This window comes from Mesorhizobium hawassense (genome assembly GCF_003289945.1).
Lineage (GTDB): Bacteria > Pseudomonadota > Alphaproteobacteria > Rhizobiales > Rhizobiaceae > Mesorhizobium > Mesorhizobium hawassense.
The window spans coordinates 690,640-714,383 of the sequence record NZ_QMBP01000001.1 but is presented as its reverse complement, the minus strand read 5'-3'; the positions used below and the strand labels follow the sequence as shown (position 1 = coordinate 714,383).

Annotated in this window: 18 protein-coding genes, 1 tRNA gene and 1 pseudogene; 12 read left to right on the top strand and 8 right to left on the bottom strand. The window is 60.5% G+C overall.

The window, feature by feature from the left end; translation table 11 throughout:
- Positions 1 to 5: 5 nt before the first annotated feature.
- The 3 genes from gmd (at position 6) to DPM33_RS03185 (ending at position 3,426) form a co-directional block, all read left to right on the top strand.
- Complete coding sequence (gene gmd / locus DPM33_RS03195) at positions 6 to 989, top strand: GDP-mannose 4,6-dehydratase (protein WP_112095460.1); 984 nt, start codon at positions 6 to 8, stop codon at positions 987 to 989.
- A 194-nt stretch (positions 990 to 1,183) separates the two neighbouring features.
- Positions 1,184 to 2,140, top strand: coding sequence for a GDP-mannose 4,6-dehydratase (locus tag DPM33_RS03190; RefSeq protein WP_112095458.1), 957 nt, complete (start codon positions 1,184 to 1,186; stop codon positions 2,138 to 2,140).
- A gap of 41 nt (positions 2,141 to 2,181) precedes the next feature.
- Positions 2,182 to 3,426: a class I SAM-dependent methyltransferase gene (locus tag DPM33_RS03185; protein WP_112095456.1), complete on the top strand. Its 1,245-nt coding sequence runs from the start codon at positions 2,182 to 2,184 to the stop codon at positions 3,424 to 3,426.
- 116 nt (positions 3,427 to 3,542) lie between these two features.
- On the opposite strand, the gene DPM33_RS03180 is transcribed toward DPM33_RS03185, so the two are convergent.
- Positions 3,543 to 4,454 carry a hypothetical protein gene (locus tag DPM33_RS03180; protein WP_167448929.1) on the bottom strand — a complete coding sequence of 304 codons (912 nt, stop codon included), beginning with the start codon at positions 4,452 to 4,454 and terminating at the stop codon, positions 3,543 to 3,545.
- A 146-nt stretch (positions 4,455 to 4,600) separates the two neighbouring features.
- On the opposite strand from DPM33_RS03180, the gene DPM33_RS03175 reads away from it, so the two are divergent.
- The 3 genes from DPM33_RS03175 to DPM33_RS03165 all read left to right on the top strand — a co-directional run bounded on the left by DPM33_RS03175 (position 4,601) and on the right by DPM33_RS03165 (position 7,206).
- Positions 4,601 to 5,410: an ABC transporter permease gene (locus tag DPM33_RS03175; RefSeq protein WP_112095452.1), complete on the top strand. Its 810-nt coding sequence runs from the start codon at positions 4,601 to 4,603 to the stop codon at positions 5,408 to 5,410.
- 8 nt (positions 5,411 to 5,418) lie between these two features.
- Positions 5,419 to 6,159, top strand: a complete 741-nt coding sequence (locus DPM33_RS03170) for an ABC transporter ATP-binding protein (RefSeq protein WP_112095450.1) — start codon at positions 5,419 to 5,421, stop codon at positions 6,157 to 6,159.
- Between the two features lie 255 nt (positions 6,160 to 6,414).
- Complete coding sequence (locus DPM33_RS03165; RefSeq protein WP_112095448.1) at positions 6,415 to 7,206, top strand: hypothetical protein; 792 nt, start codon at positions 6,415 to 6,417, stop codon at positions 7,204 to 7,206.
- Here the strand turns inward: DPM33_RS03165 and DPM33_RS03160 are convergent.
- Both DPM33_RS03160 and DPM33_RS03155 read right to left on the bottom strand, forming a co-directional pair.
- Positions 7,196 to 8,749: a glycosyltransferase gene (locus DPM33_RS03160; RefSeq protein WP_112095446.1), complete on the bottom strand. Its 1,554-nt coding sequence runs from the start codon at positions 8,747 to 8,749 to the stop codon at positions 7,196 to 7,198. The two genes, DPM33_RS03165 and DPM33_RS03160, sit on opposite strands and share 11 nt — an antisense overlap.
- Before the next feature lie 65 nt (positions 8,750 to 8,814).
- A complete protein-coding gene (locus DPM33_RS03155) occupies positions 8,815 to 9,504 on the bottom strand; it encodes a Stf0 family sulfotransferase (protein WP_112095445.1) in 690 nt (229 codons plus the stop codon).
- Positions 9,505 to 9,743: 239 nt separating this feature from the next.
- On the opposite strand from DPM33_RS03155, the gene DPM33_RS03150 reads away from it, so the two are divergent.
- Entirely contained in the window at positions 9,744 to 11,516 is a 1,773-nt protein-coding gene (locus DPM33_RS03150) for an FkbM family methyltransferase (RefSeq protein ID WP_167448928.1), read from the top strand.
- Between the two features lie 97 nt (positions 11,517 to 11,613).
- Here DPM33_RS03150 and DPM33_RS03145 read toward each other — a convergent pair whose 3' ends face one another.
- The 3 genes from DPM33_RS03145 to DPM33_RS36080 all read right to left on the bottom strand — a co-directional run bounded on the left by DPM33_RS03145 (position 11,614) and on the right by DPM33_RS36080 (position 15,543).
- Positions 11,614 to 12,780 (bottom strand): glycosyltransferase, encoded by a 1,167-nt coding sequence (locus DPM33_RS03145; RefSeq protein WP_112095441.1) that lies wholly within the window; start codon positions 12,778 to 12,780, stop codon positions 11,614 to 11,616.
- On the bottom strand, positions 12,777 to 15,116 hold the full coding sequence (locus tag DPM33_RS03140; protein ID WP_167448927.1) for a glycosyltransferase: 2,340 nt from the start codon (positions 15,114 to 15,116) through the stop codon (positions 12,777 to 12,779). Before DPM33_RS03140 ends, DPM33_RS03145 begins: the two co-directional genes overlap by 4 nt.
- A 253-nt stretch (positions 15,117 to 15,369) precedes the next feature.
- On the bottom strand, positions 15,370 to 15,543 hold the full coding sequence (locus DPM33_RS36080) for a hypothetical protein (protein ID WP_167448926.1): 174 nt from the start codon (positions 15,541 to 15,543) through the stop codon (positions 15,370 to 15,372).
- A gap of 161 nt (positions 15,544 to 15,704) precedes the next feature.
- On the opposite strand from DPM33_RS36080, the gene DPM33_RS03135 reads away from it, so the two are divergent.
- The 5 genes from DPM33_RS03135 (at position 15,705) to DPM33_RS03115 (ending at position 21,853) form a co-directional block, all read left to right on the top strand.
- Positions 15,705 to 16,727 (top strand): FkbM family methyltransferase, encoded by a 1,023-nt coding sequence (locus DPM33_RS03135; protein ID WP_112095438.1) that lies wholly within the window; start codon positions 15,705 to 15,707, stop codon positions 16,725 to 16,727.
- A 117-nt stretch (positions 16,728 to 16,844) separates the two neighbouring features.
- Positions 16,845 to 19,313 (top strand): glycosyltransferase family 4 protein, encoded by a 2,469-nt coding sequence (locus tag DPM33_RS03130; protein WP_112095436.1) that lies wholly within the window; start codon positions 16,845 to 16,847, stop codon positions 19,311 to 19,313.
- Between the two features lie 123 nt (positions 19,314 to 19,436).
- On the top strand, positions 19,437 to 20,561 hold the full coding sequence (locus tag DPM33_RS03125) for a glycosyltransferase family 4 protein (protein ID WP_112095434.1): 1,125 nt from the start codon (positions 19,437 to 19,439) through the stop codon (positions 20,559 to 20,561).
- A complete protein-coding gene (locus DPM33_RS03120) occupies positions 20,558 to 21,676 on the top strand; it encodes a glycosyltransferase family 4 protein (protein WP_112095432.1) in 1,119 nt (372 codons plus the stop codon). The genes DPM33_RS03125 and DPM33_RS03120 overlap by 4 nt, the downstream gene beginning before the upstream one ends.
- A 102-nt stretch (positions 21,677 to 21,778) precedes the next feature.
- Positions 21,779 to 21,853 (top strand) — tRNA-Gln (locus DPM33_RS03115).
- A 570-nt stretch (positions 21,854 to 22,423) separates the two neighbouring features.
- On the opposite strand, the pseudogene DPM33_RS37700 reads toward DPM33_RS03115, so the two are convergent.
- Positions 22,424 to 23,398 (bottom strand): annotated as a pseudogene (locus tag DPM33_RS37700) (recombinase family protein); the annotation flags it as partial.
- 65 nt (positions 23,399 to 23,463) lie between these two features.
- Positions 23,464 to 23,694: a hypothetical protein gene (locus DPM33_RS03095; protein ID WP_208648351.1), complete on the bottom strand. Its 231-nt coding sequence runs from the start codon at positions 23,692 to 23,694 to the stop codon at positions 23,464 to 23,466.
- Positions 23,695 to 23,744 lie beyond the last annotated feature (50 nt).

Here is a 23,744-nt window from a genome sequence, read left to right as displayed (position 1 = left end):
ATTTGATGACAAAGACAGCATTGATAACCGGCATTACCGGGCAGGACGGCGCTTATCTGGCTGAGCTCCTGCTCTCGAAGGGTTATGAGGTCCACGGTCTTGCGCGGCGGTCGAGCACGGCCGACGTCAACACCACGCGCCTGAAATGGCTGGGCGTCGAAAAAGACGTGCGGATCGTGGATGGCAACCTGACGGACCTGTCGGGCCTGGCCCGAACCATGCGCGACATCAGGCCGGACGAGGTCTACAACCTTGCCGCGCAGTCCTTCGTCAAATCCTCATGGCAGCAACCGATACTGACCGGCAACGTCACCGGTATCGGCGTCACCAATGTTCTCGAGGCGCTGCGTCTCGAAATCCCCGGGGCACGTTTCTATCAGGCTTCGTCGTCGGAGATGTACGGCCTCATCCAGGAGCCGATGCAGTCGGAGACCACGCCCTTTTACCCACGCTCCCCCTATGCGGTGGCCAAGCTCTATGGTCACTGGATCACCGTCAACTATCGCGAAAGCTTCGGACTGCACGCTTCGAGCGGCATCCTGTTCAATCACGAATCGCCGCTTCGCGGCATCGAATTCGTGACACGCAAGGTCACGGACGCGGTCGCGCGCATCAAGAGGGGCCTGGCAAAGGAACTGCGGCTTGGCAATATCGACGCCAAGCGCGACTGGGGCCACTCGAAAGACTATGTCCGCGCCATGTGGCTGATGCTGCAGCAGGATCAGCCCGACGATTTCGTCGTTGCCACGGGCAGGACGACGACGGTGCGAGACATGTGCAGGATCGCCTTCGAACATGTCGGGCTGAAGATGGACGACCATCTTGTCATCGATCCTGACCTGTTCAGGCCGGCGGAAGTCGAAATCCTGCTCGGCAATCCCGCCAAGGCAAAGGCGAAGCTCGGATGGGAGGCGACGATTTCGCTGGAAGAGATGATCAAGGAGATGGTGGATGCCGATCTCAAACGCCATTCCGACGCCCGCACGTAGGTAGCCCCAGCTTTCATGGTCGATAGCTTGACGCATGTTGTGATCATTGGCACGGACGACCCGGTCGGCCGGCGGATTGCCGTTACGGGCAGAGGCCGGCACGCTTCCGGAAGCCGCCGGCAAGATCCGCCCCGCCCCGCAACGCAGGTGGCGGCCGTGCTCGCGCGCGACACGTCACGGTCAGCGAGGTCGGCATGCGGGTTTTGATCACCGGCGCGAAGGGGTTCGTCGGCCCCTATGTCTACGACGCGCTGCGCAGTGTCTGCGGCGCTGAGGTCGCCGTAATCGCAACCTCCAAGGATGGCGGTCCGCACCCTGCTTTCGGCCATGTCGAAGCGCTGGACGTGACCGACCCGGCCGCCGTCCATGACGCCATTGCCCGTCATCGGCCCACGCATGTCATCAACCTGGCGGCGGTCGCGGCCCTGGGCGCCGCCCAGGCCGATCCTCAGAACACATGGCGCATCCATGTGGGCGGCGCGCTCAACGTGGCCAATGCCGTCCTCGCCAATGCTCCGGGCTGCTGGCTGATCCATGTCGGATCGGGCCTGGTCTATGGCGAAAGCGCGAAAACAGGACGGCCGCTCGACGAAAGCACGCTGCTTGCTCCGATCGACGACTACGCCGTGACCAAGGCGGCGGCCGATCTCGCCCTGGGGGCGCTGGCACGCCAGGGGTTGAAATGCGTTCGCATGCGTCCCTTCAACCACACCGGACCGGGCCAGACGGAGGCATTTGCCGTGCCGGCCTTCGCCATGCAGATCGCGAGGATCGAAGCAGGTCTGGCTCCGCCGGTCATCCGCGTCGGCAATCTCGACGCAAAGCGCGATTTCCTTGACGCGCGCGACATCGCCAATGCCTATGCGCGCGTCGTCTCGGCCAGCAGCGATCTTGCGCCAAACACCATTTTCAACGTCGCATCCGGCGTTTCCTGGCGGATGGGCGACATTCTCGATCTCTTGCTGGCGCAAAGCAGCGCCAAGATCGTCACAGAGCAGGATCCGCTGCGGCTGCGGCCGAGCGATCTGCCATCCATCGTGGGCGATGCGACACGTGCCCGGAACCAACTCGGCTGGGCGCCCGAGCATCGGTTCGAAGATACGCTTGCGGCGGTTCTGAGAGATTGCCGCGCACGCGTGGCCAAGGCGTAAGCAAGGCCACCCTTCCAACACCAACCGAGAGTACGGAAATCATGACTGAGGTAAGATACCACGCCATCGAGGCCTGCCGTGTCGGCAAGGAAAAGGATCTCGTCTCCGTCCTCAATCTGGGTGAGCAGGCGCTCACGGGTGTGTTCCCGAAATCCGCCGCGGAGCCGGTGACAAAAGGACCGCTCGAACTGGTCTGGTCCCCCTCGAGCGGGCTTTTGCAGTTGAAGCACTCCTATGAGCCGAGCGAGATGTATGGCGACAATTACGGCTATCGCTCGGGCCTGAACCAGTCGATGGTCGATCATCTGACGCACAAGGTCCGGTTCCTCGAACGGCTCGCTTCTCCGCGCAGCGGCGAGGTCGTACTCGATATCGGCAGCAACGACTGCACGACGCTCAAGGCCTATTCAATTGCCGGGCTGACACGCGTGGGCATCGATCCGACGGCCAGGAAGTTCGCGCAGTATTATCCGGACGACGTGAAGCTGGTGCCGGACTTCTTCTCGGCCGAAGCCTATCGCGGCGCCAGCCAGAAGCGGGCGAAGATCGTGACGTCCATTGCCATGTTCTACGATCTTGAAGACCCCATCGCCTTTGCCCGTCAGGTGGCCGAGGTGCTCGCCGAGGACGGCATCTGGCATTTCGAACAGAGCTACATGCCGTCGATGCTGCGGCTGAACTCCTACGACACGATCTGTCACGAGCATGTCGAATATTATTCCCTGGGAGTCGTGGCGAAGATCCTGGAGGCGGCCGGGCTGAAGATCGTCAATGTCGTCATGAACAACATCAATGGCGGCAGTTTCGCCGTCACCGCCGCCCACAAAAGCAACCAAAGCGTCAAGCCCGACCGGGCGGTCATCGATTGGCTGCTCGAGCAGGAGGATCGCATGGGGCTGTCGACGCCGCGGCCGTTCCGCGACTTCGAGGAGCGCGTGTTCAGGCACAGGCAGGACCTATCGCGCCTCATTCAGGCACTGGTCGCCGACGGCAAAAAGGTGCTGGGTTACGGCGCTTCAACCAAGGGCAATGTCGTCCTGCAATTTTGCAACTTCACCGCCGCCGAAATCCCGGCCATCGCCGAGGTCAACCCTGAAAAATTCGGCCGCATGACGCCGGGAACCCACATCCCAATCATTTCCGAAGCGGAAGCGCGGGCGATGAAGCCGGACTATTTTCTGGTCCTGCCTTGGCATTTCAAGGACGGAATCCTACGCCGGGAACGTGAATATCTCGCGGACGGCGGCAAGTTCATCTTCCCGTTCCCGGAGATCGAGATCATCTAGGGCGATCCCAGGAAAAGCGTGAAACGTTTAGGCTCGCCGAGTTCGGCGTAGCCTGTCCGTCCGAATTGCGTAGAACAAAAAAGATAGAACTGCTTCGCCAACTGGCCGTCGGCAAATCAAATGGCCGCGTTATAGATTTCGCGATCGATTTGCGTGAGGTCGTGCAGCTTCCGAAGGGCTGCGGGTGAGAGTTCCTCGGCATCGGCCTGTTCGGAGGCGTTTGCGCGTGGCACCGCTTGAGCCGCAGGTGAAGGGACATTTGCCACCCTGGCCACTCGAACCAGAAAATCATGGAGGCGGTCGGTGACCCCGACCACCGACATACTCTTGAGTGCGGCTCTGGCGCCTTTCAACAATTCCGGCTTGAGCAACGGCAGCGAGGTTTGCTCCAGCGCTTCCGACAGGACAGGCAGCGCGGGATCGGCGTCGGAATACCGACCGGCCATAACGCTCAAGCTAAGCGGTAGCTTCATAAGATACCGGGCCTGATAATCCTCGATCATTACCCGATTGAGGTCGTCCATCACAAAGTCGGTGAAGGTCTGGCCCAGGACCCGAAGATGATGCGGGTGCTCGGGCGCGCGGCGAACATGCTGCCAGTGCGAGCGCGTTCTGGCCACAGGCTCCCGCAGGACGGTGACCGTCACAAGATCGCGACCGAGATACTGCTTGAGATAGCTGTGAAAGTGACCCGCGAAAGCCTGGTAGTTGCGCAACATCTCCGGCGTCGACCGCACCAGATCGTCCGCGAGCCAGGCAGGACAAAGGCGGTCAGTATAGTGCGAATGCAGCCATGTCCTGACGGAAACGCCGGCCGTTTTGGGAATGTGTTGGAAATAGATCGGGCAGTCCCGCGCGCGGACCCGCCTGTCCTTCCAATCCATGAGCCGCTTCACAGACGATATCAAAGCATTTTCCTTGTGCGCCTTGCCCATGCCGGACGTCGGGTGGATCGCCGGGATGGTTGCGAGACATGAGCGGCATTCGTAGCCCTTCCCGGCGCAAGTCGTAGGGAACACTTCCGTCAAATGCGCTGTGCAATTTCGTCGCGCGCAAAACGCTCGGCAGGGTCCGGCTGGAAAAGACGGCTCGTCAAACTTGATGTCGCCAAGCCAATAATGTATCGCACCTTTCGCGCACAGTCGGGCCTGGGCAGAACAAACGAACGGGATATATGCTGCCGACCAGAACAGGCTTCGTTGCAGACGCATTCGCCGATATCGGCGCTGCGCTCCGGAAACACCACCTTGCGACGACTTTCAGCTGGCAGGACGTGGCCCAGCGCTACCGCCGGTCGCGGGTCGGGGCGTTCTGGCTGACGATCAACATGGGCGTGCTGATCGGCGCGCTCGGGTTTGTCTTCGGCACGCTCTTCCGCACCCCGATGCACGAGTACCTGCCCTACATCTGCGTCAGCCTGATCTTCTGGGGTTTCATTTCGACGTCGATCAACGAAGGCTGCACGGCCTTTATCGGAGCCGAGGGCATTATCCTTCAGGTGCGCATGCCGCTGTTCACCCATGTGCTCAGGACGCTGTACCGCAACGCCATCATCCTCGGCCACAACATCCTGATATATCCTCTCGTCCTCCTGTCCGTGGGACGCATGCCGACATGGGATGTTTTCCTGGCGCTGCCCGGTTTCGTCATTTTGACGCTCAACTTGCTATGGATCATGCTGATCCTGGCCGTGCTCTGCGCCCGTTATCGCGACATGACGCAGGTGGTGCAGAATATGCTTCAAGTGATCCTGTACCTGACCCCGGTGATGTGGATGCCCAAAACGCTGCCCGAGGGTATTTCGGGACTGCTGCTGGACCTCAACCCCTTCTACCATCTGATCAGTGTCGTGCGGGACCCGCTGCTGGGCAACCTGCCCTCCGCAACCAACTGGATGGCATGCGTCGGGTTTGCGGTCGTCGGATGGACGGCGGCGCTGTTGCTCTTCAGCCGTTATCGTCATCGCGTTCCCTATTGGCTCTGAGCACTCCCATGGCTTCCATCACACTGGCCGGCGTCTCGGTCGAATTCCCGGTGTTCAACGCGGCGAGCCGCTCGCTCAAGAACAGGGTCCTCAGCGTCGCAACCGGCGGCGCGATCGACCGGCGTACGGATGGCCATGTCATCGTGCGCGGCCTCGAGGACGTCAGTTGTGCCATCAAGGATGGCGACCGGATCGGACTCGTCGGTCACAATGGCTCCGGCAAAACGACGCTGCTTCGCGTGCTGTCGGGCATCTACAGGCCGACCAGCGGATCCGCGGCGATCGATGGCGATTGCGTGTCCCTGATCAACATCTCGCTGGGCATCGATCCGGAGGCAACCGGCCGCGAGAACATCCGGCTCCGCGCCGCGATGATGGGCATGCGTCCGGAAGAGTTGCGCAAGCAGTTCGACGAGATCGCCGAGTTCAGCGGACTGGGCGATTTCCTCGACATGCCGTTCCGAACCTATTCGTCCGGCATGCAGCTTCGCCTGGCGTTCTCGACATCGACGGCGATCCGACCGGAAATACTGGTCATGGACGAATGGCTGTCGACCGGCGACGAGGATTTCAAGCACAAGGCCGACAAGCGGCTGCGCGAGATCGTCAGCACGACCAAGATCCTTGTCCTTGCCAGCCACTCGCGCGAGCTGCTGCAGAAGAATTGCAACCGCATTCTATGGATGGACCATGGCCGCGTGCGCATGGACGGGCCTGCCAACGACGTCCTGCCAGCCTATTTCGGCTGAGAATTTTTCGGCTGACGCCGGGCAATTTTCGATTAAGGTGGACAAGGGGGCGCCTTGGAACACCTTTGCCACGAACGAATTACAATAACGAATGCCTCGGGGCGGATCTTATTGGGATTCATCCTGTGTCTATGCGTTCATCAGAACAGTTCAACCTTCATTAGAATTGTCTAACTTTCATTTTTTACGCAATTCCGGACGGAAAACCACTGCGCACATTTCCCGGGATTGCCCTAACCGGTACGAGGCGCATCCATGGCTGGCAGCGAGCAAGGTTGGTGGCAGGGCAAGAAGGCGGCGCTGGTCGTTGCTCATCCAGGACATGAATTGCGGGTCCACCATTGGATGGAAAACGCGAGACCGCTGGTCCTGGTCCTGACCGATGGTTCGGGCCATCTCGGCGCCGGCCGGCTCGACCGTACGGCGGCGGTTCTGGCCGGCGCGGGCGCTTCCCCATCGGCGAATTTCTTCGGCAAAATGCCAGACCGGGAGCTTTATCGCGCCATTCTGGCTGGCGAAATGGAGACCTTCAGGGCGCTTGCCGACGAAATCGCCACGATCTTGGCCAATGAGGAGATCGACTATGTCGCCGCCGACGCGGTCGAAGGGTTCAATCCGGGACACGATGTCTGCCGGCTGCTCGTCAATGCAGCGCTGGCAAGGCTGCGCGGTCGGAATGGTCGCGATCTGCCCAACCTCGAGTTTCCGCTTGAAGCCGCCACGCTGAAGCGCCAGACGCGAGGCGGAATAGAGCTGCATCTCGATGCCGGCGCCCTCGATCGCAAGCTCAAGGCGGTCGACAATTATCCGGAATTGACCGAGGAGGCCGACCGGCTGCGCGCGGCGCATGGCATGGCGAGTTTCGGCGTCGAGCGCCTTACCCCGGTGGACTATCTGCTCGATGTTTCAGACTGCTGCGAGCAACCGCCGGCCTATGAGCGCTGGGGCGAGGAGCGGGTAAAGAGCGGCTATTACACGACGGTGCTACGTTTCAGGGAGCATGTCGAGCCGATCGCCAGACGGCTGGCCAAGCGCGTCATCGTTTGAGCTCGATCTGACACAGCCCCACCCCAAGCCGCCGTCCATCGCTCGACAGGCCAAGCTGCTGCGGACTTGCGGGATTATCGATGCGAAAGCCGATGATAAGGCTCGAACCCGCCATGGCTTCGGGCGGCAACGCCACCAGCCAGTCCCGCGCTTCAAAAACCGGGGCACTACGGACAATCGGCCGGAAAACCTGCCGCTCGATCTTCATGCCGTTGACGAAAAGCTCGACGGCGACTTCCGCGTGATCGCCGTGAAGAAATGGCACAAGGCTCAACCTGAGCGCAGCCGGAACGGGGCTCGAGGAGACGATCCTGCATTCGACCGTTGCCAGTTCGCCCTCCGTCCAGACGCCCCAATGCTCGACCGTCGAGAAGCCTGTCAGGCGCACCGTGCTTTGCGGTTCGTCGGCCAGCGCCAACGACACCGGCTCGTCCAACTTCACCGGCTTGAGCTCGACCGGGACAGGTTCTACCGGCTGCGCTAACCGTGCCAGCAGATCCTCGCGCTCCGTCATCCAGGGCCAGATCGGTCCAGGTTTTGGCAACCAGATCTGCATATGGCGAGCCAGCGAGAGGTTCATGTCTCGCATGTCCGCAGGCGCGGCACTGTGTTGCCTGATCGCTTCGTCATACAGCGACAGGCAAGCATCCAGCCATTGCGACATTCCCGCATCCTGGCGTGTCCTCCCCGTCACCTCTGCGGCGTCGATGGCGTCATAGCGTTCGATCTCGGCCGAGATCGCGTCTGGCGACAAGCGCTGCCGCAGCACTCCCAGTCCGAAATTGCGCCGCCGCCACGCATCCCAATTGTCGGAGCGGGCCATCCCGGCAAGGCCGCGGCCGTCGCAAACGACAACGGCGCGCCCGCATGCCATCGCTTCGAGGGCGCTGAGGGCGGAGGTGAAGAGAAGGTCGTATTGCGGCAGCAGGTTCTCGGGCTCGTCGACGAGGTTGCCCACGATACCGCCCGCCACGTCCAGCGCGATGCCGTGCCGCTCGCAGGCGATGCGCACGGCATGGAGATGCTGCACGTTCTTGGCGAAGGCCAAGGCCCGGCTCGGGCGCTCCGGCAGCGGCGGCCCGGGCACGAAACGATCGGTATCGACGGCATTGAGCAGCGTGACGATGCGCTTCGCCGGAATGCCGGCCTCGAACTGCAGGCGCTCGGCGACCGTGTCGTCGACGGCGACGTATTTCCAGATATTGGCGAGAAACGGCGGCGCGCTGTGCCAGGCGGTGAAGTCATGCGCGAAATAAAGCGCCGGAGCGTTCGGGAAACGCGCCGCTGCAATGGCGGTGACCTGATTGTGGTTGCCATGGATGATGTCGACATCCGCGGCGATGGTCGAGATGTCGTCGGTAACCGGTATGCCGCGCGCCCTAATCTCTTCAGCGATCGGTCCCAATCCGGCGGCGTAGACGATCGGCCTGTGCCCGGCGCGCCGCAGCGCAAAGGCGACTTCGCGCGTGACGATCTCGGTTCCCGACCGTCCGGTCAGATAGATGTTGGCGATGAGGACCGTCAGGGGCCGTTCGAAGATCATGGACCGGCAGGGCTCCTACGGTGAACTGTCCGCACCCAAGCGGTCCGGATCGCACGACTCCACGATTAGCTCCATAGTTTATCGACCCTGCCCAGGTTGCCGAATTCCTCGACAAAACGCCTGCGCCATTTTTCGGTGCTCTCGTCCCGTTGCAAGATGACACTGACTTGACGCGCGTCGGCGCGCACATGGTGGAGATTGAAGAGCCCGGCTATGCTGTCGACCGCCTGTTGCGGCGCATTCGCGACGTCCTCATAGACGACAGGAAGTGCTGCTATTTCATTGCGGGCGAAATACATCTCCCACCGGGCATACTCGATCGCGATCGCGCGAAGACGATCTAGTATTGCTTGGCCATCGAATGCCGCTTCACCGGTCGACGTCTGCCCATGGCGGTACTGTCCGGTCTGCAGCGCCCGGGCCCAGGAGATCGCCTGCCCCAAAATATCGCGCCGGCGCAGGAATATGAATTGCAGGTTCGGCAGCCGCGCGGTCCACTCGATCTCGTCTTCGACCCAGTCGTTCTGATAGGCGAATATCTTCAGCCCGTAGATTCCGTTGGGCGTCGCGCCCATGGTCAGGATTTTTTCGATCTGCGCGTTCCTGTCGTCGGGATAGTCCGGATCGTCAAAATAACGCCGTCCCGGACCGTTGAAATATTCCAGCGGGCGGCCGAGCTGGCCGGTGCTCGAAAGCAGTTGGGACAGGAAATTGCTGCCCGAGCGTGGCGCCGTGCAGATCGCGAAGCCGTGCATGAAGACCCCTTGGTGATTTGCAGGTCTCTTAGCCGATGCGCGCCATTCGGCAAAACCGCTCTTGGCTTTCGGGCCAAACCGGCCAGCGGCAAAAGCAGGACTTGCGCACCGCGCCGACGGTTGCCAGCGGGGAGAATACCGGCATATTGCGGTTGGGGGTTTCGCAACCGAGGTCAACAGCCTCTGCTAAGGTAGACAACCAATTGCGGGATCAACGGAGCTCTTCGATTCGAAATGCGGTGCACGAAGAAGCCATGGGCGTCGAGGCGGCACCTCCGCGCGCCGCGCTTACAATGATCAGCTACGCGCAAAATCGGGAAGACGTTCTGCTCGATCGCGTTTTCAAAGACACGGCGACCGGTTTCTATATCGACATTGGCGCCTACCATCCGACGATAGGGTCCGTCACCAAGACCTTCTACGACCGCGGATGGTCCGGCATAAATGTCGAACCCGGAGCGGTGTTCGATGAGCTGGCACGTGAACGGCCGCGCGACATAAACGTAAGAGCCGTGGTCATGGATCGCGACGGCGACGTCGCCTTCTTCGAAAACTCATCCGATCCAGGCATGTCCAAGGTGACCGAAGGGCCGGTCGCCGCAGATGGTGAAGGGAGGACGCTTCAAGTCCGGGCCGTGACGCTGGACAGCCTGATCGCCCAGCATGCCGCAGGACAAGAGATCAACTTTCTGAAGATCGATGCCGAGGGGTCCGAGGCTGCGATCATTGGAGCCGCGAATTGGAAATCGATTCGACCGCAGGTGCTGGTGATTGAAGCAACCGCGCCATGGTCCAGCGAACTCGTCAATCAGAATTGGGAACCCGTTCTGCTCGCAAACGGGTTCCTGCGCGCATATTTCGACGGCATCAACGTCTTCTATGTAAGGGCAGAGAGCGAAGGACTGCTTCGCCACTTCCAGGCGCCGGTGAATGTTCTCGACAACTATGTGCCGTTCGAGCAATGGCGTTCCGACACGGCTGTGGCGCAGCTGGCGGCTGAACGAACCCAGATCATTGCGGAGCGGGATCAATTTTTCGCGGAAAGCAACGCTCAACATCAAAAGAGCGCGGATATCCAAAAACGATCGACCGATCTCACCGCGGCAATCGACCGAGGCGAATCCAAACGCAAGCGCCTGGCAGCCCGCATGGCGTCCCTGTCGACGCAACTTGCCCAAGAGCGGGAATTGGCGCTCGCCGAGGCCAAGCGCCAGGCCGCCGACACGGCAGCGCTGTCCGACCAGCTTATGCAACAACGAGAGCAGGCGCATACCGAAGCCAAACACCTCACAGCCCTGGTGGACGCACTGTCCAAACAACTCGCACAAGAGCGGGAACTGGCGCAGGCCGAAGGCAAGCGTTTTGCGGCTGATACCGCCGCGCTGTCCGGCTCCCTCGCATTGGCGGCCTCCCGCGCCTCACGTTACGATCGTCTTGTCCTTGAACTTCGCGACGAGGATGGTCCAAGAGCCTTAAAGTCGGTGCTGCCATTGGCACGGCATGTTCGCCGGTTTCACAATGCTGTCCGCCGCGACAACTCCACCCGCCCCTCTCCGGCGCCGGGCTCCGTTGTCATGCCGACTGGCATGTCGCCGGCCGAAAATCCTGCTGGGGGCGGCTTACGGCCGATCGTGAAGAAGGGCGTTTTCGGCATCTACAAGGCTCTATTCAGGCCCATCGTGCGGCCAGCAATGTGGCGCGTCAGAACATTTCTGTTGCAGCCCATCTTCGAGCGGTTTGACCACTCAAACGAAACCCTCGTCCGCTCCCGCTCAGGCGAGATCGAGCTCTTGCGACAGGGGCAAGCCGAGATCGCCAGGAGCGCGCAAAATCAGTCGCTCTCGGACGACATGCGGGGATTGCGACAAGAGCAGGTCCAGCTCGCGAGAAGCCTGGGAAGTCACCCTCTGTCGGATGACATGAAGGCGCTGCGTGAGGAGCAGGCCCAGTTGGTGAAAAGCCTGGAAACGCTCGCCCTCACAATAGCATCGAACGCGTCGCGAGAGCGCTGATCTTAGAGCGCTTCACGGAATCGCCGAACCGCGCTCAGTATTTGTTTCCGCGCAATTCCGGACGGATAGGCTATGCCGAAGTCGGCGAGCCTACACGTTACACACTTTTCCTGGAATTGCTCTCATCGTGCAGCCACCGCGCAAGCCCCTGCACGAACCCGTCCCAGGTCGGTATCCGCAGGCTGGTCACCTCACCCCAGAGCTTTTCGGCGAATGGATCATCCAGCAGTTGAAGCACGGCGCCCGCGATCGCCTTGGGGCTTATGTCGCCCAAGATGACGCGTCCGCCCGCCGGCAACAGGTCGAGGCTCGGCAGGTTCGCGGACGCTATAACCGGAATGCCGCTTGCCAGACTTTCGTAAGGCGGAATGCCGAAGCCTTCCAATGAACTGACGAACAGGGTTGCCCTGGTTCTTTGCAGGGCTTGCCTGATCGCATCGTCGCTGGCGTGACCAAGGTAGCTGAACCGAGGTTCGGCCTTGAGGCGCTCGAGGATCGGCGGCTCGCGTGTCGATCGGTTTTCCATCCGGCCGATGACGGTCAATTCGACGTCGACATCCTGCTGCCAAAGCATCTCGAAGGCCTCGAGGATATCTGCCACGTTCTTTCTGGGCTCGATCGTCCCGATATAGGTGAACGTCCGCCGCCGGGGATCGAATTCCTGGCGGGACAGGGCAATTCCATCGCCGCCAAGCGGGATCACCGGGCCCGCGCGCCCGGCATCCCGGACGATACGGTGCAGGTAGTCATTGCGGGTCTGTTCGCTGATGAAGGCAACGCGCGGTATTTCGCGAAGCGTGCGCACGTAATGCATCAGACGCTCCGTCGTCCGCGGCTCCCAGCCCTGCGGATGAAGAAAGGGCAAGAAATCATAGACGAGCCAGCTGACCGAAGCGGTGCCGCCGCGACACAGAGCCCTGTATGCCTCGGCGCGCCGTTGCTCGTAAAAGACTTCAGGATTGTGCAAGCCGGCCTCGATATCGCCCTGCGAGACCGACGTCCCTTTTTCAAGATGGGTACGGAGCCGCTCCTTGTCCTCTTCCACAGTGTGATTGCTGTCCGTCAGTATTTCCACCACCGCGTCAGGCAATGCGAAGAACCGCAGCTTCTCGGCATCGAAGCGGCACGGCACAAGCGGCCTTGGGCCCCGCCAGCGGCGTAGAATCTCGCGCTCCACCCGCTGAATCCCGGTGCGCAACGGGTGCGTCGTCAGTTCGGTCAAATCGATAAAGATCGGGGCTGGCGGCAATCGTGCCTCTCTCATGGGCTTCGCCGACTGGCGTCGATTTCAAGACCTAGTCCTTCGCACAGCTTGCGTGCATAATTTTCGAAACTGTGCGCCTCGCAATAGTGTCGCCGTGCCTGATCAAATTGAGACCTATCAACGCCTTTGCCACGAATCTCGGCGAGCGACTCGGCAATAAGGACGGGACTTGGGTGATCGGGCACGGCAGAGACATATGGAGGCGCCTCCATCGCCATCGCCAGATCTTCGTTCGCAACGGTCGGCAGCCCAACGGCTATGCAGTCAAGCAGCGCCCCGGATAGACCTCCGAAGAAGTGCGTTCGCAATTGAACCGCCGCGTCGGCCGCGAGCAGATAGTCGCGATATTGTGCCTCGCCGACAAACCCCGATGAGAAGGATACATGATCGGCCAGATCGAGGTAGGACACCAAATTCCTGAACCGGCCTTCGTCATCGGCAAATCCGCCGACGAGATAGAGCTTTGCAGGTATCTGCCAACTGCGCAGCAGGTCGACGGCCCAGATACATTCCTCGACCGCTTTGTTGGAATGAACGAGCCCTAAGGATACGACTGCGAATTCCTCCGACCCGATGCCGAGCCTCGTCCTGGCGGCAAGTTTAAGCTCGTGCTCGGTGGGGTCGATCTGCCACTGTCGATAGATCGAAAAAGGCAAATAAACCGCCGCTTTTGCGAAGCGCTCCCGAACAATCCGGGCCGTCACACGCGAGTGCACGAACATCGGTGAAGCCCATTCAGCGATCTCTCCGAGAAACGTGGCCTTGAGCCGTGACTCGTCCTGCATCCATGAGGCGATTTCCTCCTCCGTCACAGACCGTCCAAGCTCGCGCTCCGCAAGCGAGCGCGCGCGCTGCGAGCCGAGAAGAATTCTATAGAAGCCAAGCAGGCGGTTGTCGTGCTCGATGCAGGCTCCGCCGTATCTTTCAAGGAGTTGGAATACCTCCAGGTGAAAATGTGAGTTCCCCACAACCCCAATCACCCGATCAAAGTCCGACGACAAGCACGGCAGAGCCGTGATTTGCTGGACCGACGCAGCGCCCTCGGGCATTGCCGCGCATGCGTGTTTTGAAAACACATGGACATCGGCCAACTTCCCGAGTTCCCTGATGGTCGCGGCAGAATAGTCGGCAACGCCGGACTGATCGGGTGGCATGGGGCTGAGAAATGCAATTCGTGGCCGCGCGCGCCTGAGGATAGCCCTGGGCTTTGGTTGGCGATGCGCAACCAGATCGCTCACCTTCGCCCAGAATTCACCGGCAATCTTGCCGGCTCGAAATCTCTGCCAACGTGTCGACTGGTCGCTGACGATTTCAGCGCGTTTCACGGGGTCCAGGACGAGCGCCTCGACCTTGTTCCTGACGTCTTCGACGTCTTCGGGAGAAAACATCAAATCGTTGCGGCCAACCAGTTCCTTGTGGGCGGGTATGGAAGATGCGAGTACCGGCGTGCCCGCCGCCATCGCCTCCACGACCGGCATCGAGAATCCTTCCATCTGCGCCGCGACAACCGCGCACTGGGCGCCGCGATAGATGGCCACGAGTTCATCCTCGTCGACAAAACCCGGAAAAATCAAAAGCTCCGATTTGCCGCCATTGGCGACATAGAGATCGCGCAAGCTTGCCTGCCAGCCCGGCGGATAGTTTCCGGTGACCACAAGCCGGATGCCGGCGTCCTGCATCACGCGGCTTCCCGCGTGAGCAAGCATCGGGCACTCGATGTTTTTGCGTGGTTCGGCCCCACCACTGGCAAGAACGTAGCGTTGGGACAAACCTTCCCATTGTCCCCATCCGTCGACAGCCTCGAAGGCGCTGCCTATCGGGGCTCCGGTGTTCGTAATGTGCCGGGATTCCACATTGAGGATGCGCCGGAGCTCGTTCGACGTGTATTGCGAAATAGGGAAAAAGTGATCGTGGCGAGACAGCCAGACGAGCTGTGTGTGGTAGTCGAGCCGATCGGAGGCGGTCGGCAGATAGCGTTCCGGCTTCATCAGCGGGATGAAGTCGTAAACGATCGCAAGCTTGAGGATGTCCGGGTCATTCACGATGCGACCCGGGAACAACGGGTCGTGCGTCATCGGCGATAGTTCGACAAACACCGTCGAACGTCCGTTCGCGCCCAGATAAGCGTTGCCCTGGATCCGGTCGACAAGGCGAAGGAACCGGTCCTCCAAAGGAGGCAAACGCGGATCGATCAGCCCGAGGGTCGATGTTTCGATTTTCGTGCGGAAGCTGCCTACATTCCGGACCAGATTCGCCGAAAGCTTGCCGACGCCGCGATCCTTGTAGGACGGATCCTGCAGGCATCTCATGTCAAATACGATGTCGCAGTCGACCATGCCTTCCCAATCCTGGAGTACCAGCTTCCTACGCATCGGAACCGCAGAATGGCAAGGGAGAAACACGCGTTGACAACAGGCAGCACGTTTCGCCGTCGGACACGGCCGCCGGAGCCGAAATCAGATAGCGAACAACCCGATCATAGCGACGTGCAGATGAAGAAGCCTCGCATAAGAATGTGTTGACTTATCAGCACATTCTTAATTAACGCCCCAATCCCGGCAAACAGTTGCCAAGTCGCAAATCGCCGCGCTATGTGACGAAATCTTTTCGAAGCGCTGAAACGATCGACGCCGAAACCTCATAAATGAATGGGACCGCCAAGATTATTTCCCGCACATACCAAAGATCTTCATAACCGGCGCCTGTCGCCATTCCATCGGGTGCAGGGCCGGGCGCGAACAGGAGGCAGGCGTTTTTGACCATTGGTTTTTCGACCGGCCACGAAGACTTAAAACAGAAACGCAGCTGCGCGAGGTCGTGCGGAGCGGGGCATGGTTGAGCGCCAGTGGCCCACCCAACAGGTTCAGCCCGGTTCGACTGAGGTCGTGGCTTGAGCGAAGGTAAGTGCGGAGAGATTCCTGACGATGCCGATCACGTGTTACGCCCAAAACTTTGAAGATGTCATCCTTTGGCGGGCGCTGAGGCATGTGGAGCATGGTTTCTACATCGACATCGGTGCACAGGATCCGGTCGTCGATTCCGTGAGCCTTGCCTTTTACGAGCGAGGCTGGCGGGGCGTTCACGTCGAGCCGAGCGCCATTTACGCGGAAAAGCTCCGTGCCGCGCGACCCGACGAGGACGTCATCCAATCGGCCATCGCCCTGGAGACGGGCGAAATCGGGTTCTTCGAGATCGCCGATACAGGCATGAGCACCGGCAATGAAGAAATAGCCAGGCAGCATCAGAACAACGGGTTCAAAGTCAGCCCGATATCGGTTTCGTCCCAGCCGCTTTCAGCGATCCTGTCCCTCCATGCCGATCGAGACATCCACTGGATGAAAATCGATGTCGAGGGCATGGAACATCAGGTGATAAAAAGCTGGCTGCCTTCGGCTGCTCGACCGTGGATCGTCGTCGTCGAGAGCACAAAACCAAATTCACAGGAGCAGAACCACGAGACCTGGGAACAGGAGCTTCTGGATCTTGGGTATGAGTTTGTTTATTTTGATGGCTTGAATAGATTCTATTTAAATCTTTCGCACCCTGAACTTAAATCACAATTTGACGTTGGACCTAATTATTTCGACTGGTTCGCGGCCAGCACGACGTCCTGGCTTTCGCGCAATATCAACGCCGAAATGAGCGCTCTTCGTCAAGAGCTGGCAGACGAGAGTAAAAACAAGGCCGTTGCCCAAGAACTTCTTGCCGATCAAGAACGCCTCCGGGCGGTCCTGGAGCTGCGTCTTGCCGAAGAGCAGAATGCGAGAGCCTCTCTTACAGCTCAGGCGGAGAAAACAAAAGCCGCCTTAGAAGCGCGTATTGGTGAGGAGGAACGCGCTAGGCTAGCTTTGGAAAGCCAGCTCGGCGCAATTTACACCTCAACCTCGTGGCGTATCACCGAGCCGATACGAATTCTGGCGCGCGCCGCCAGGAGGCTCGCGCACTAGATCTCGTCAGCGTCGGGATCTCCGTGCATCGGCATCTTCCTCGACGTCAAAGGACTCAATTTCAGCAATCGACGATGCATCGCAACACCAGACCACCCTCAAGAGCCGGAAAAACGGATGACTAAGAAACGAATTTTCTGGCTGGGCATGCACAAGGTTCTCTCGCAGACCGAGCTCCCCCGCCTGCGGGCGATGGGCTACGAGGTGTTCAATCCCCCTTACCTGAGCGACGTTTACGATCAATCCGCAGTCTACGGCTGGGCACCGTCAGACTCCAGCCTGCCGAAAGAGGCCCTGGAAACCCTCACCAGGACCAATTTCTTCTATGACGAAATACCGGTGGACGCAGCCGAGGTTCTCAATGCCTATTTCGATGCCGCGATCGTAACCATCAATCCGCTATGGCTGGTGCATTTCCTCAAGGTCTATCGCGGGCGCGTCATCTACCGCACTTATGGCCAGCCTTACAGCCTGTCGAATGAACTCACCAACATAGGCGGGCTGCCGCTGATCACCGAGCGGAACGATTTCTGGTTCATGCCGCATTCCGAAAAAGTGGCCGAGATAGAGGACGAATGGCTGCGGTCGCGCATGATGGTCGTTCCCTATTGCCTCACGCAAGATGTTGTCGACCGACGAGACACATGGACCATCGATGCGGCGGTTCCGGAACTGGGGCTGCTTTGCCCGCGGGCAATGGACATACCTTATTACATCAACAATTATAGACACTTAAAGCATTACTTCCCAGCCAGGGGCTATAGAATCTTCGGCGCGCAAAATGTACCCGTCCACGACGAGCAGGTCGTCGGCACGGTCGAGCGGTCCGAATTCTTCAGGCGATTGGCGCTTATGCGCGGCTTTGCCTATCACTATGAAGAGCCGACCGTCTGCTATCTTCCGCCGATCGAGTTCATGACGCTTGGCGGCCCGGTGGTGTTCAAGGACGGGTCGCTGCTTTCGCGCTATTTCCCGGCCGACGCGCCAGGCAGGGTCGACAGCATCGAAGAGCTGGTGAGGCGTTCGGAACGATTGAGGAAAGGCGACGGCCCGCTTTCGCGCGAAATCATCGAAAGCCAGGCCGAGGTGCGCAAGCTTTATCAGCCCGAATATGTCTGGCCGCTGTTCGACGCCGCGATGGCAAGGGCGCTGGGCGACGACGGCGCCAACCGCGCGCCGGGGTTGATCTACACGCCCACCGTGAAGACGACGGCACCGACCGCCGAGACCGTGCTGGTCGCCTTCCATGGCTTCGGCCCGCTGATCGTGCATCGCGACGGCAAATATCACTGCGCGGAGGGGATAGCGCGCGTCGTGCGCCAGATCATTCGCGCGCTCTCCGATCTCGGTTTCAAGATCGTCGTCACGAGCCGAAAGCAAGACGCCGGCCGCGTTCACGGCTTCCTCGCTCCCGCCGGAAACTCCGATCTGAGGATCATGCTGGTCGACGATGACGGTACCGGCGGCGGAAAGCCCATGACGGCCATAGGGCGTCTTCGCGAGATCGCGTCGACACGGCCATTCTCGGCCAATGTCGATCACCTGAAGGGGCTCTACCGGTCAAGAAATTTCAAGGGCATGCCGCGCGCACTGGCATCGACCGTGGCCGTGGCAGCCTTCAAGGTTCTGCGCAAGGCGCAACAGCAGCTCGCCGGCGTCAAGGTCTCGATCGGTGTCGTGCCACATGAGAAATATGTCGATCTGATCAACGCGGACGCGGGCATCGATCACGTCCTGATCCCGCACTACTATATGTTCCCCGAGCTTTCGCGTTTGAAAGACAAGGACGTCGTTCTCTATCTTCCCGACTATATGCCGCATTTCTACAAGGGTTCGGCGGAGATGGGAGCGACGCGGCAAGCCGCCATGATTGGCAAAAGCCTGGCCGGCAAGGCACGGCGCGTCCTGACGAACTCCGCCTTCACGGCCTCGTACCTGCCCGAGACGGAATTGGCCGTGCAGGCGCAGAACATCGCCCACATTCCCTTGCCGTTCCTCAATGACGGCTCACTCAACGCCGCGACACCCGGCCAGTTGGGAAAGCTGCCGAAACATTACGTGTTCTATCCGACCCGGAACCGGCCCTCGAAACGGCTCGCCGACTTCGCAAGAACCGTGGCGATCGTGAATGAGCGACTGGAGAAGGCGGGCAGCAAGGACCGGCTCTTCGGACTTTTGACCACACCCTTGAGCGGCAAATCGGCAGGCGGCGCGGAAAGCGATCTGATTTCGCTGCCGGAGCTCACGGACGCGGAACTCGGCCATCTCTACAGACATGCGCTCTGCCTGCTGTTCACATCGGAGATGGAGGGAAATTTCCCGACGCAGATCACCGAGGCGCTGCATCTCGGCGTTCCGGTGGTCGCCACGAACATCCCCCTCATCACCCTGGAGCTCGGCGATGTATCGGCCTGCCTCGATCTGGTCGACGTCGGCGACGTTGACGGCTTCGCCGACCGCGTCATGGCGATCCTCGGCGACCGGCCCGCGGCGGCGCACAGGCAGAAGGATGCCAGGGACGTCGCGTCGCGGCAGTTCGCTTACGACAACTTCAAACAGGGCCTGTCCGAACTGTTCAGGAAATAGGCGTTTCAGGGACGACCTGAGCAAAGCTTGCCGACTCAGATATTCTCAAGCGCCGGCGAAGTGCCGGCTGATCGAGCCAGGCCTGTCCTTCGACATCCCCGTGCCCTCGTCCCGGAGTACCCATTGAGAATCGGCATCGATGGCAGGAACCTGAGATCGGCCACGGACGGCATAGGCCGGTTCGTTCACAAGTCGATCAAGGCGCTGTCGGCGCTCGGCGCAGAGCTTTGCGTCTATGCTCCCGCCCAGATCAATGCCGACTATGAACTGCCGCGCGAAGTTGCCTTGCGGACGGGCGGATACCAATCGCTTCCAGCGCGGGCACTATGGGGGCAAGCCATCCTGCCAGCTGCAGCCGCGCGCGATGCGGTCGACGTTTTCTGGGGGCCGTCGCATCGCCTGCCGCTCGTTCTGGACAGCGGAATCGCGCGGGTGGTGACCATCCACGATCTCGTCTGGGTGCACGCGCCGGAAACCATGCGGATGCGGACCTTGCTCGGCGAGCGCCTGCTCATGAAACCCGCCTTGCGAAGGGCCGATATCGTGGCGGCCGATTCCGGCGCCACGGCGAGCGCGTTGAAGACGGAGTTTTCGTGGCTGAAGGCGCCGATCCGCACGATCGCGCCCGGCACCACCCCCCTCCCCGCACCGGGCGGCTTTTCCAGCCTCGAACCTCTCGGCATCGCCAGGCCTTACGCGCTTTTCGTCGGCACGCTGGAGCCCAGAAAGAATCTCGGCAACCTCATCAAGGCCTATGGGCTCCTGCCTGAGAGCGCCCGCTCGGGCTGCGATCTCGTCATCGTCGGCGGCAGCGGCTGGAAGCAGACCGGGCTGGCGGACGAGGTCTGCCGCGGCGGGCTCGAGGAAAAAGTCATCTTCACCGGCTTCGTCGACGACGGCTTGCTCGCGACGCTCTATGCGAACTGCCTCTTTCTGGCCATGCCGTCGCTCTACGAGGGCTTCGGCTTCCCGATCGTGGAAGCGCAATCGTTCGGCAAACCGGTATTGACGTCGAACACGTCGTCGATGCCGGAAGTGGCCGGCGACAGCGCTCTGCTCGTCGACCCGCACGATGCCGAGGCGATCGCCAGTGGCTTTCGTCATCTTTGCCTCGATGCGCAATTGCGCCAAAAGCTTGCTTCCGGCGCGCGCCGCAACGCGGAGCGCTTCACCTGGGAGAACCACGCCAAGGGCATGCTGCAAATCTTCGAGCAAGCCATCCGGCTAAGACGAAAGACGCCTGTTTGAAAGTCCTGCACTTCTTCAAGACATACTGGCCGGACAGCTTCGGCGGCGTGGAGCGGACCATCCATGCCATCGCCGAAAGCACGGCCGGCCATGGCGTCGAAACGCAAGTCCTGTCGCTGAGCAAGGCGCCGCAGCAAAACACCAGGCGCATCGGCGGCCATATGGCGGTGAAAGCGAGGCTGGATTTCGAACTGGCCTCGACCGGATTTTCCCGCGAGGTGTTCCGCAAATTCGATACGCTCGCCCGGCAGTCCGACCTGGTGCACTACCATTTTCCCTGGCCGGTCATGGACATCGCGCATCTCAGATCGCGCCACGGCAAGCCGGCCGTCGTCACCTACCATTCCGACATCGTCAAGCAGCGCCTGCTGCTGCCGTTCTACAACCCGCTGATGCAGCGCTTCCTGAGCGGCGTCGACGCGATCGTGGCGACATCGCCGGACTATCTTGCGTCGAGCGCAACCTTAAGAAAATTCAAGGACAAATCGCAGGTCATTCCGATCGGCATAGAAGAGGACGCCTATCCTGCGCCGACGGCGGCGGACAGCGCCTGGCGCCAATCGATCGTGTCGGAGCCTTTCGTACTCTTCGTCGGCGTGCTGCGCTACTACAAGGGGCTGGATATCCTTATCGAGGCCGCGGAGCGAGTGCGGTGCAAGATCGCCATTGCCGGGTCGGGACCGATCGAGCAGCAACTGAAGCGCCAGGCCGAAAAGCTCAAGCGCGGCAATGTGATCTTCCTCGGCGAGGTTTCCGAGCAGCGGAAAATGGCCCTGCTTCAGGCCTGCAGCGGTTTCGTCTTCCCCTCGAATCAGCGCTCCGAGGCCTATGGCGTCTCGCTGGTGGAGGCGGCGATGTGCGGCAAGCCGATGATCTCATGCGAGATCGGAACCGGAACCTCCTATGTCAACAAGGCCGGCGTCACCGGCCTGGTCGTCCCGCCTTCCGATCCGGCTCGGCTTGCCGAAGCCATCAACCGGCTTCTCGATTCGCCTGACGAAGCGGAAAAATGGGGCCGCGCCGCGCGCGAACGGTTTTCCGCTCTCTTCACCGCCGAAAAAATGGGGCAGGCCTATGCCGAGCTCTATGTCCGGCTGACCAATCGCCGCGCTTAGCCGGTGACGGCGGATTGCCGTCGCGTTTCCTGCACAGCCGGCATTGAGCTTTGCTCCGCCTCGTCCTATAAGGCCGCGCGCAGCGCGGCATCCACCGCCTGCTGGGGCGTCGCCAAGTGGTAAGGCATCGGTTTTTGGTACCGACATTCCCAGGTTCGAATCCTGGCGCCCCAGCCAAACTGGACTCTCTGTCGACAAGGCGCTCTGCTGTGCGCCTGTTGCTGCTCCGGATGCGACCGTTTTCGCAAGTAGATCAAACGGTTGTCTGAAAGCCGCGTGAACCACGCCTTGGTCCCATTGGCAGTTCGACAGCACGAGATTCAAGAGCCGCTTTTTCTCATGCACGGGCTGTTTCGCAAACAGTCGGCTGGCATTGCGCGCCAGTTCCAACAGCCGGATGCCGTCGTCCATATATGATTCCTCGGCGCTACCATGGCGCTCAATCTCGCGAAGCAGCCGCGTCTGTTCGGTTCGCCACTGTGCCGACATCCGGTCGTAAAAGGCGTTGTCGATGCGACCATCGAGTTTGTCGAGGTACATGGCGTGCAGCCGATCCTCAAGCCGCTTGTGCTCGACCTGGCATCGATGGATCGCCTGTTCATGCTCGCGGCGCTCGTCGGCATGGCTGGCCATGAGGGCTGCCTTTACCCATTCCAATATCTCTTCGTCAAAATGCAACCGGTCGAGCAGATTGGCGAATTCCTGATCGAGCACCTCCTCGCGGACATATTTTCGGCGGCAGTTTGCGTATCCGCCTCGGCCTTTGTTCGCGTGCCCCGTGCAGTGATAGTAGACGTATTTGCCCTTCTTGATCTCCGCCACGATGGCGCAACCGCATTCGGTGCACGTCATCAGGCCGGTGAAGGCGAACTCGTTCCCTATCGGGTGCGTCGGCACCGCATTGCGGCCCGTCAGGATGCCTTGGACCCGCTCCCATAGTTCGATTGATACGAGAGGTTCGTGCTTGCCCTGGTGCAGTTTGCCGTTCCACTGGAACAGTCCCGTGTAAAGGCGGTTGCGCAGGATCATATGCACAGTGCTGACCGGAACCGGATTGCCGCTCTTGGGATAGATCAGCCCATCGCCATGGGCTGCCTTAGCCAAGGCCTTGAGCGAATACTGGCCAGTCGCGTAGCGCTCGAACAGCTGTGTGACGACTGGCGCCAATTCAGGATGCGGCTCGATGACCTTTCTGCCATCCTTGCCGGTGGTGTTGACATAGCCCAGCGGAGCCTTTGTCGGCCAGATGCCCTGCTCCGCCTTCTCCATTTGCCCCTTGCGGGCTTCTTCCGAAAGGTTGTCGATATAGTTCTTGGCCATCAAGACCTTGATGCCGTGCATGAACTTTTCAGATGAGCGCGAGTCGCGCGACAGCGTCACACCCTCCTTCGCAAGGTGGATTTCCACATCCAATTCATCGAGCGTCACCCAGTCCTTCAGGTTGCGATAGAGCCGGTCGGTCTTCTCGACCAGCACGCTTCGAATGCCGGGATGCTTTCGCAGGTATTTGACCATTTCGGTAAAGTTGGTCCGGCCGGTGGTCTTGGCCGTCTCGACGTCGATAAACTCCTGCACAATGTCGAACCGCTGCTGCAGGGCGTAGTCACGCAGCAGCTTGCATTGCGCCGGGATGGAGAAGCCTTCCTTATCCTGCTCCTTGGAGGAGACGCGCGCGTATAGCAGCGCCTTCACAAGGCCTGTAGGCTTGGCAAGGTGGTTCATCGGGGCGTCCCTCGTTTATCGCACGGTCGCAAAAGCAAAGGCTATTAGGTGAGCACAACGCGCCGCTATTTGTCCCGGTCAATCCGGTCCCACTCAGCAAGGATGCGGAAGAAGCTACCGAGATTGTCGACGATTTGCCGCGCATCCTCCGTTGAGAGCGACCGTCCCGTACGAGCCTTAAACAAGCGAGCCGTTCCTTCCAGGAAGGCCTCGTCAACGACGCGCTGGCGCGAAAACAGATTGGTGTGGGCGTTGCGCTCAACGCTGCGCTTTGTAACGCGCCGCTTCGGTTTCACCAGTTCCGCCCCGACCACATCTGCATCGGGACAAGATTCGCTGAAATTGC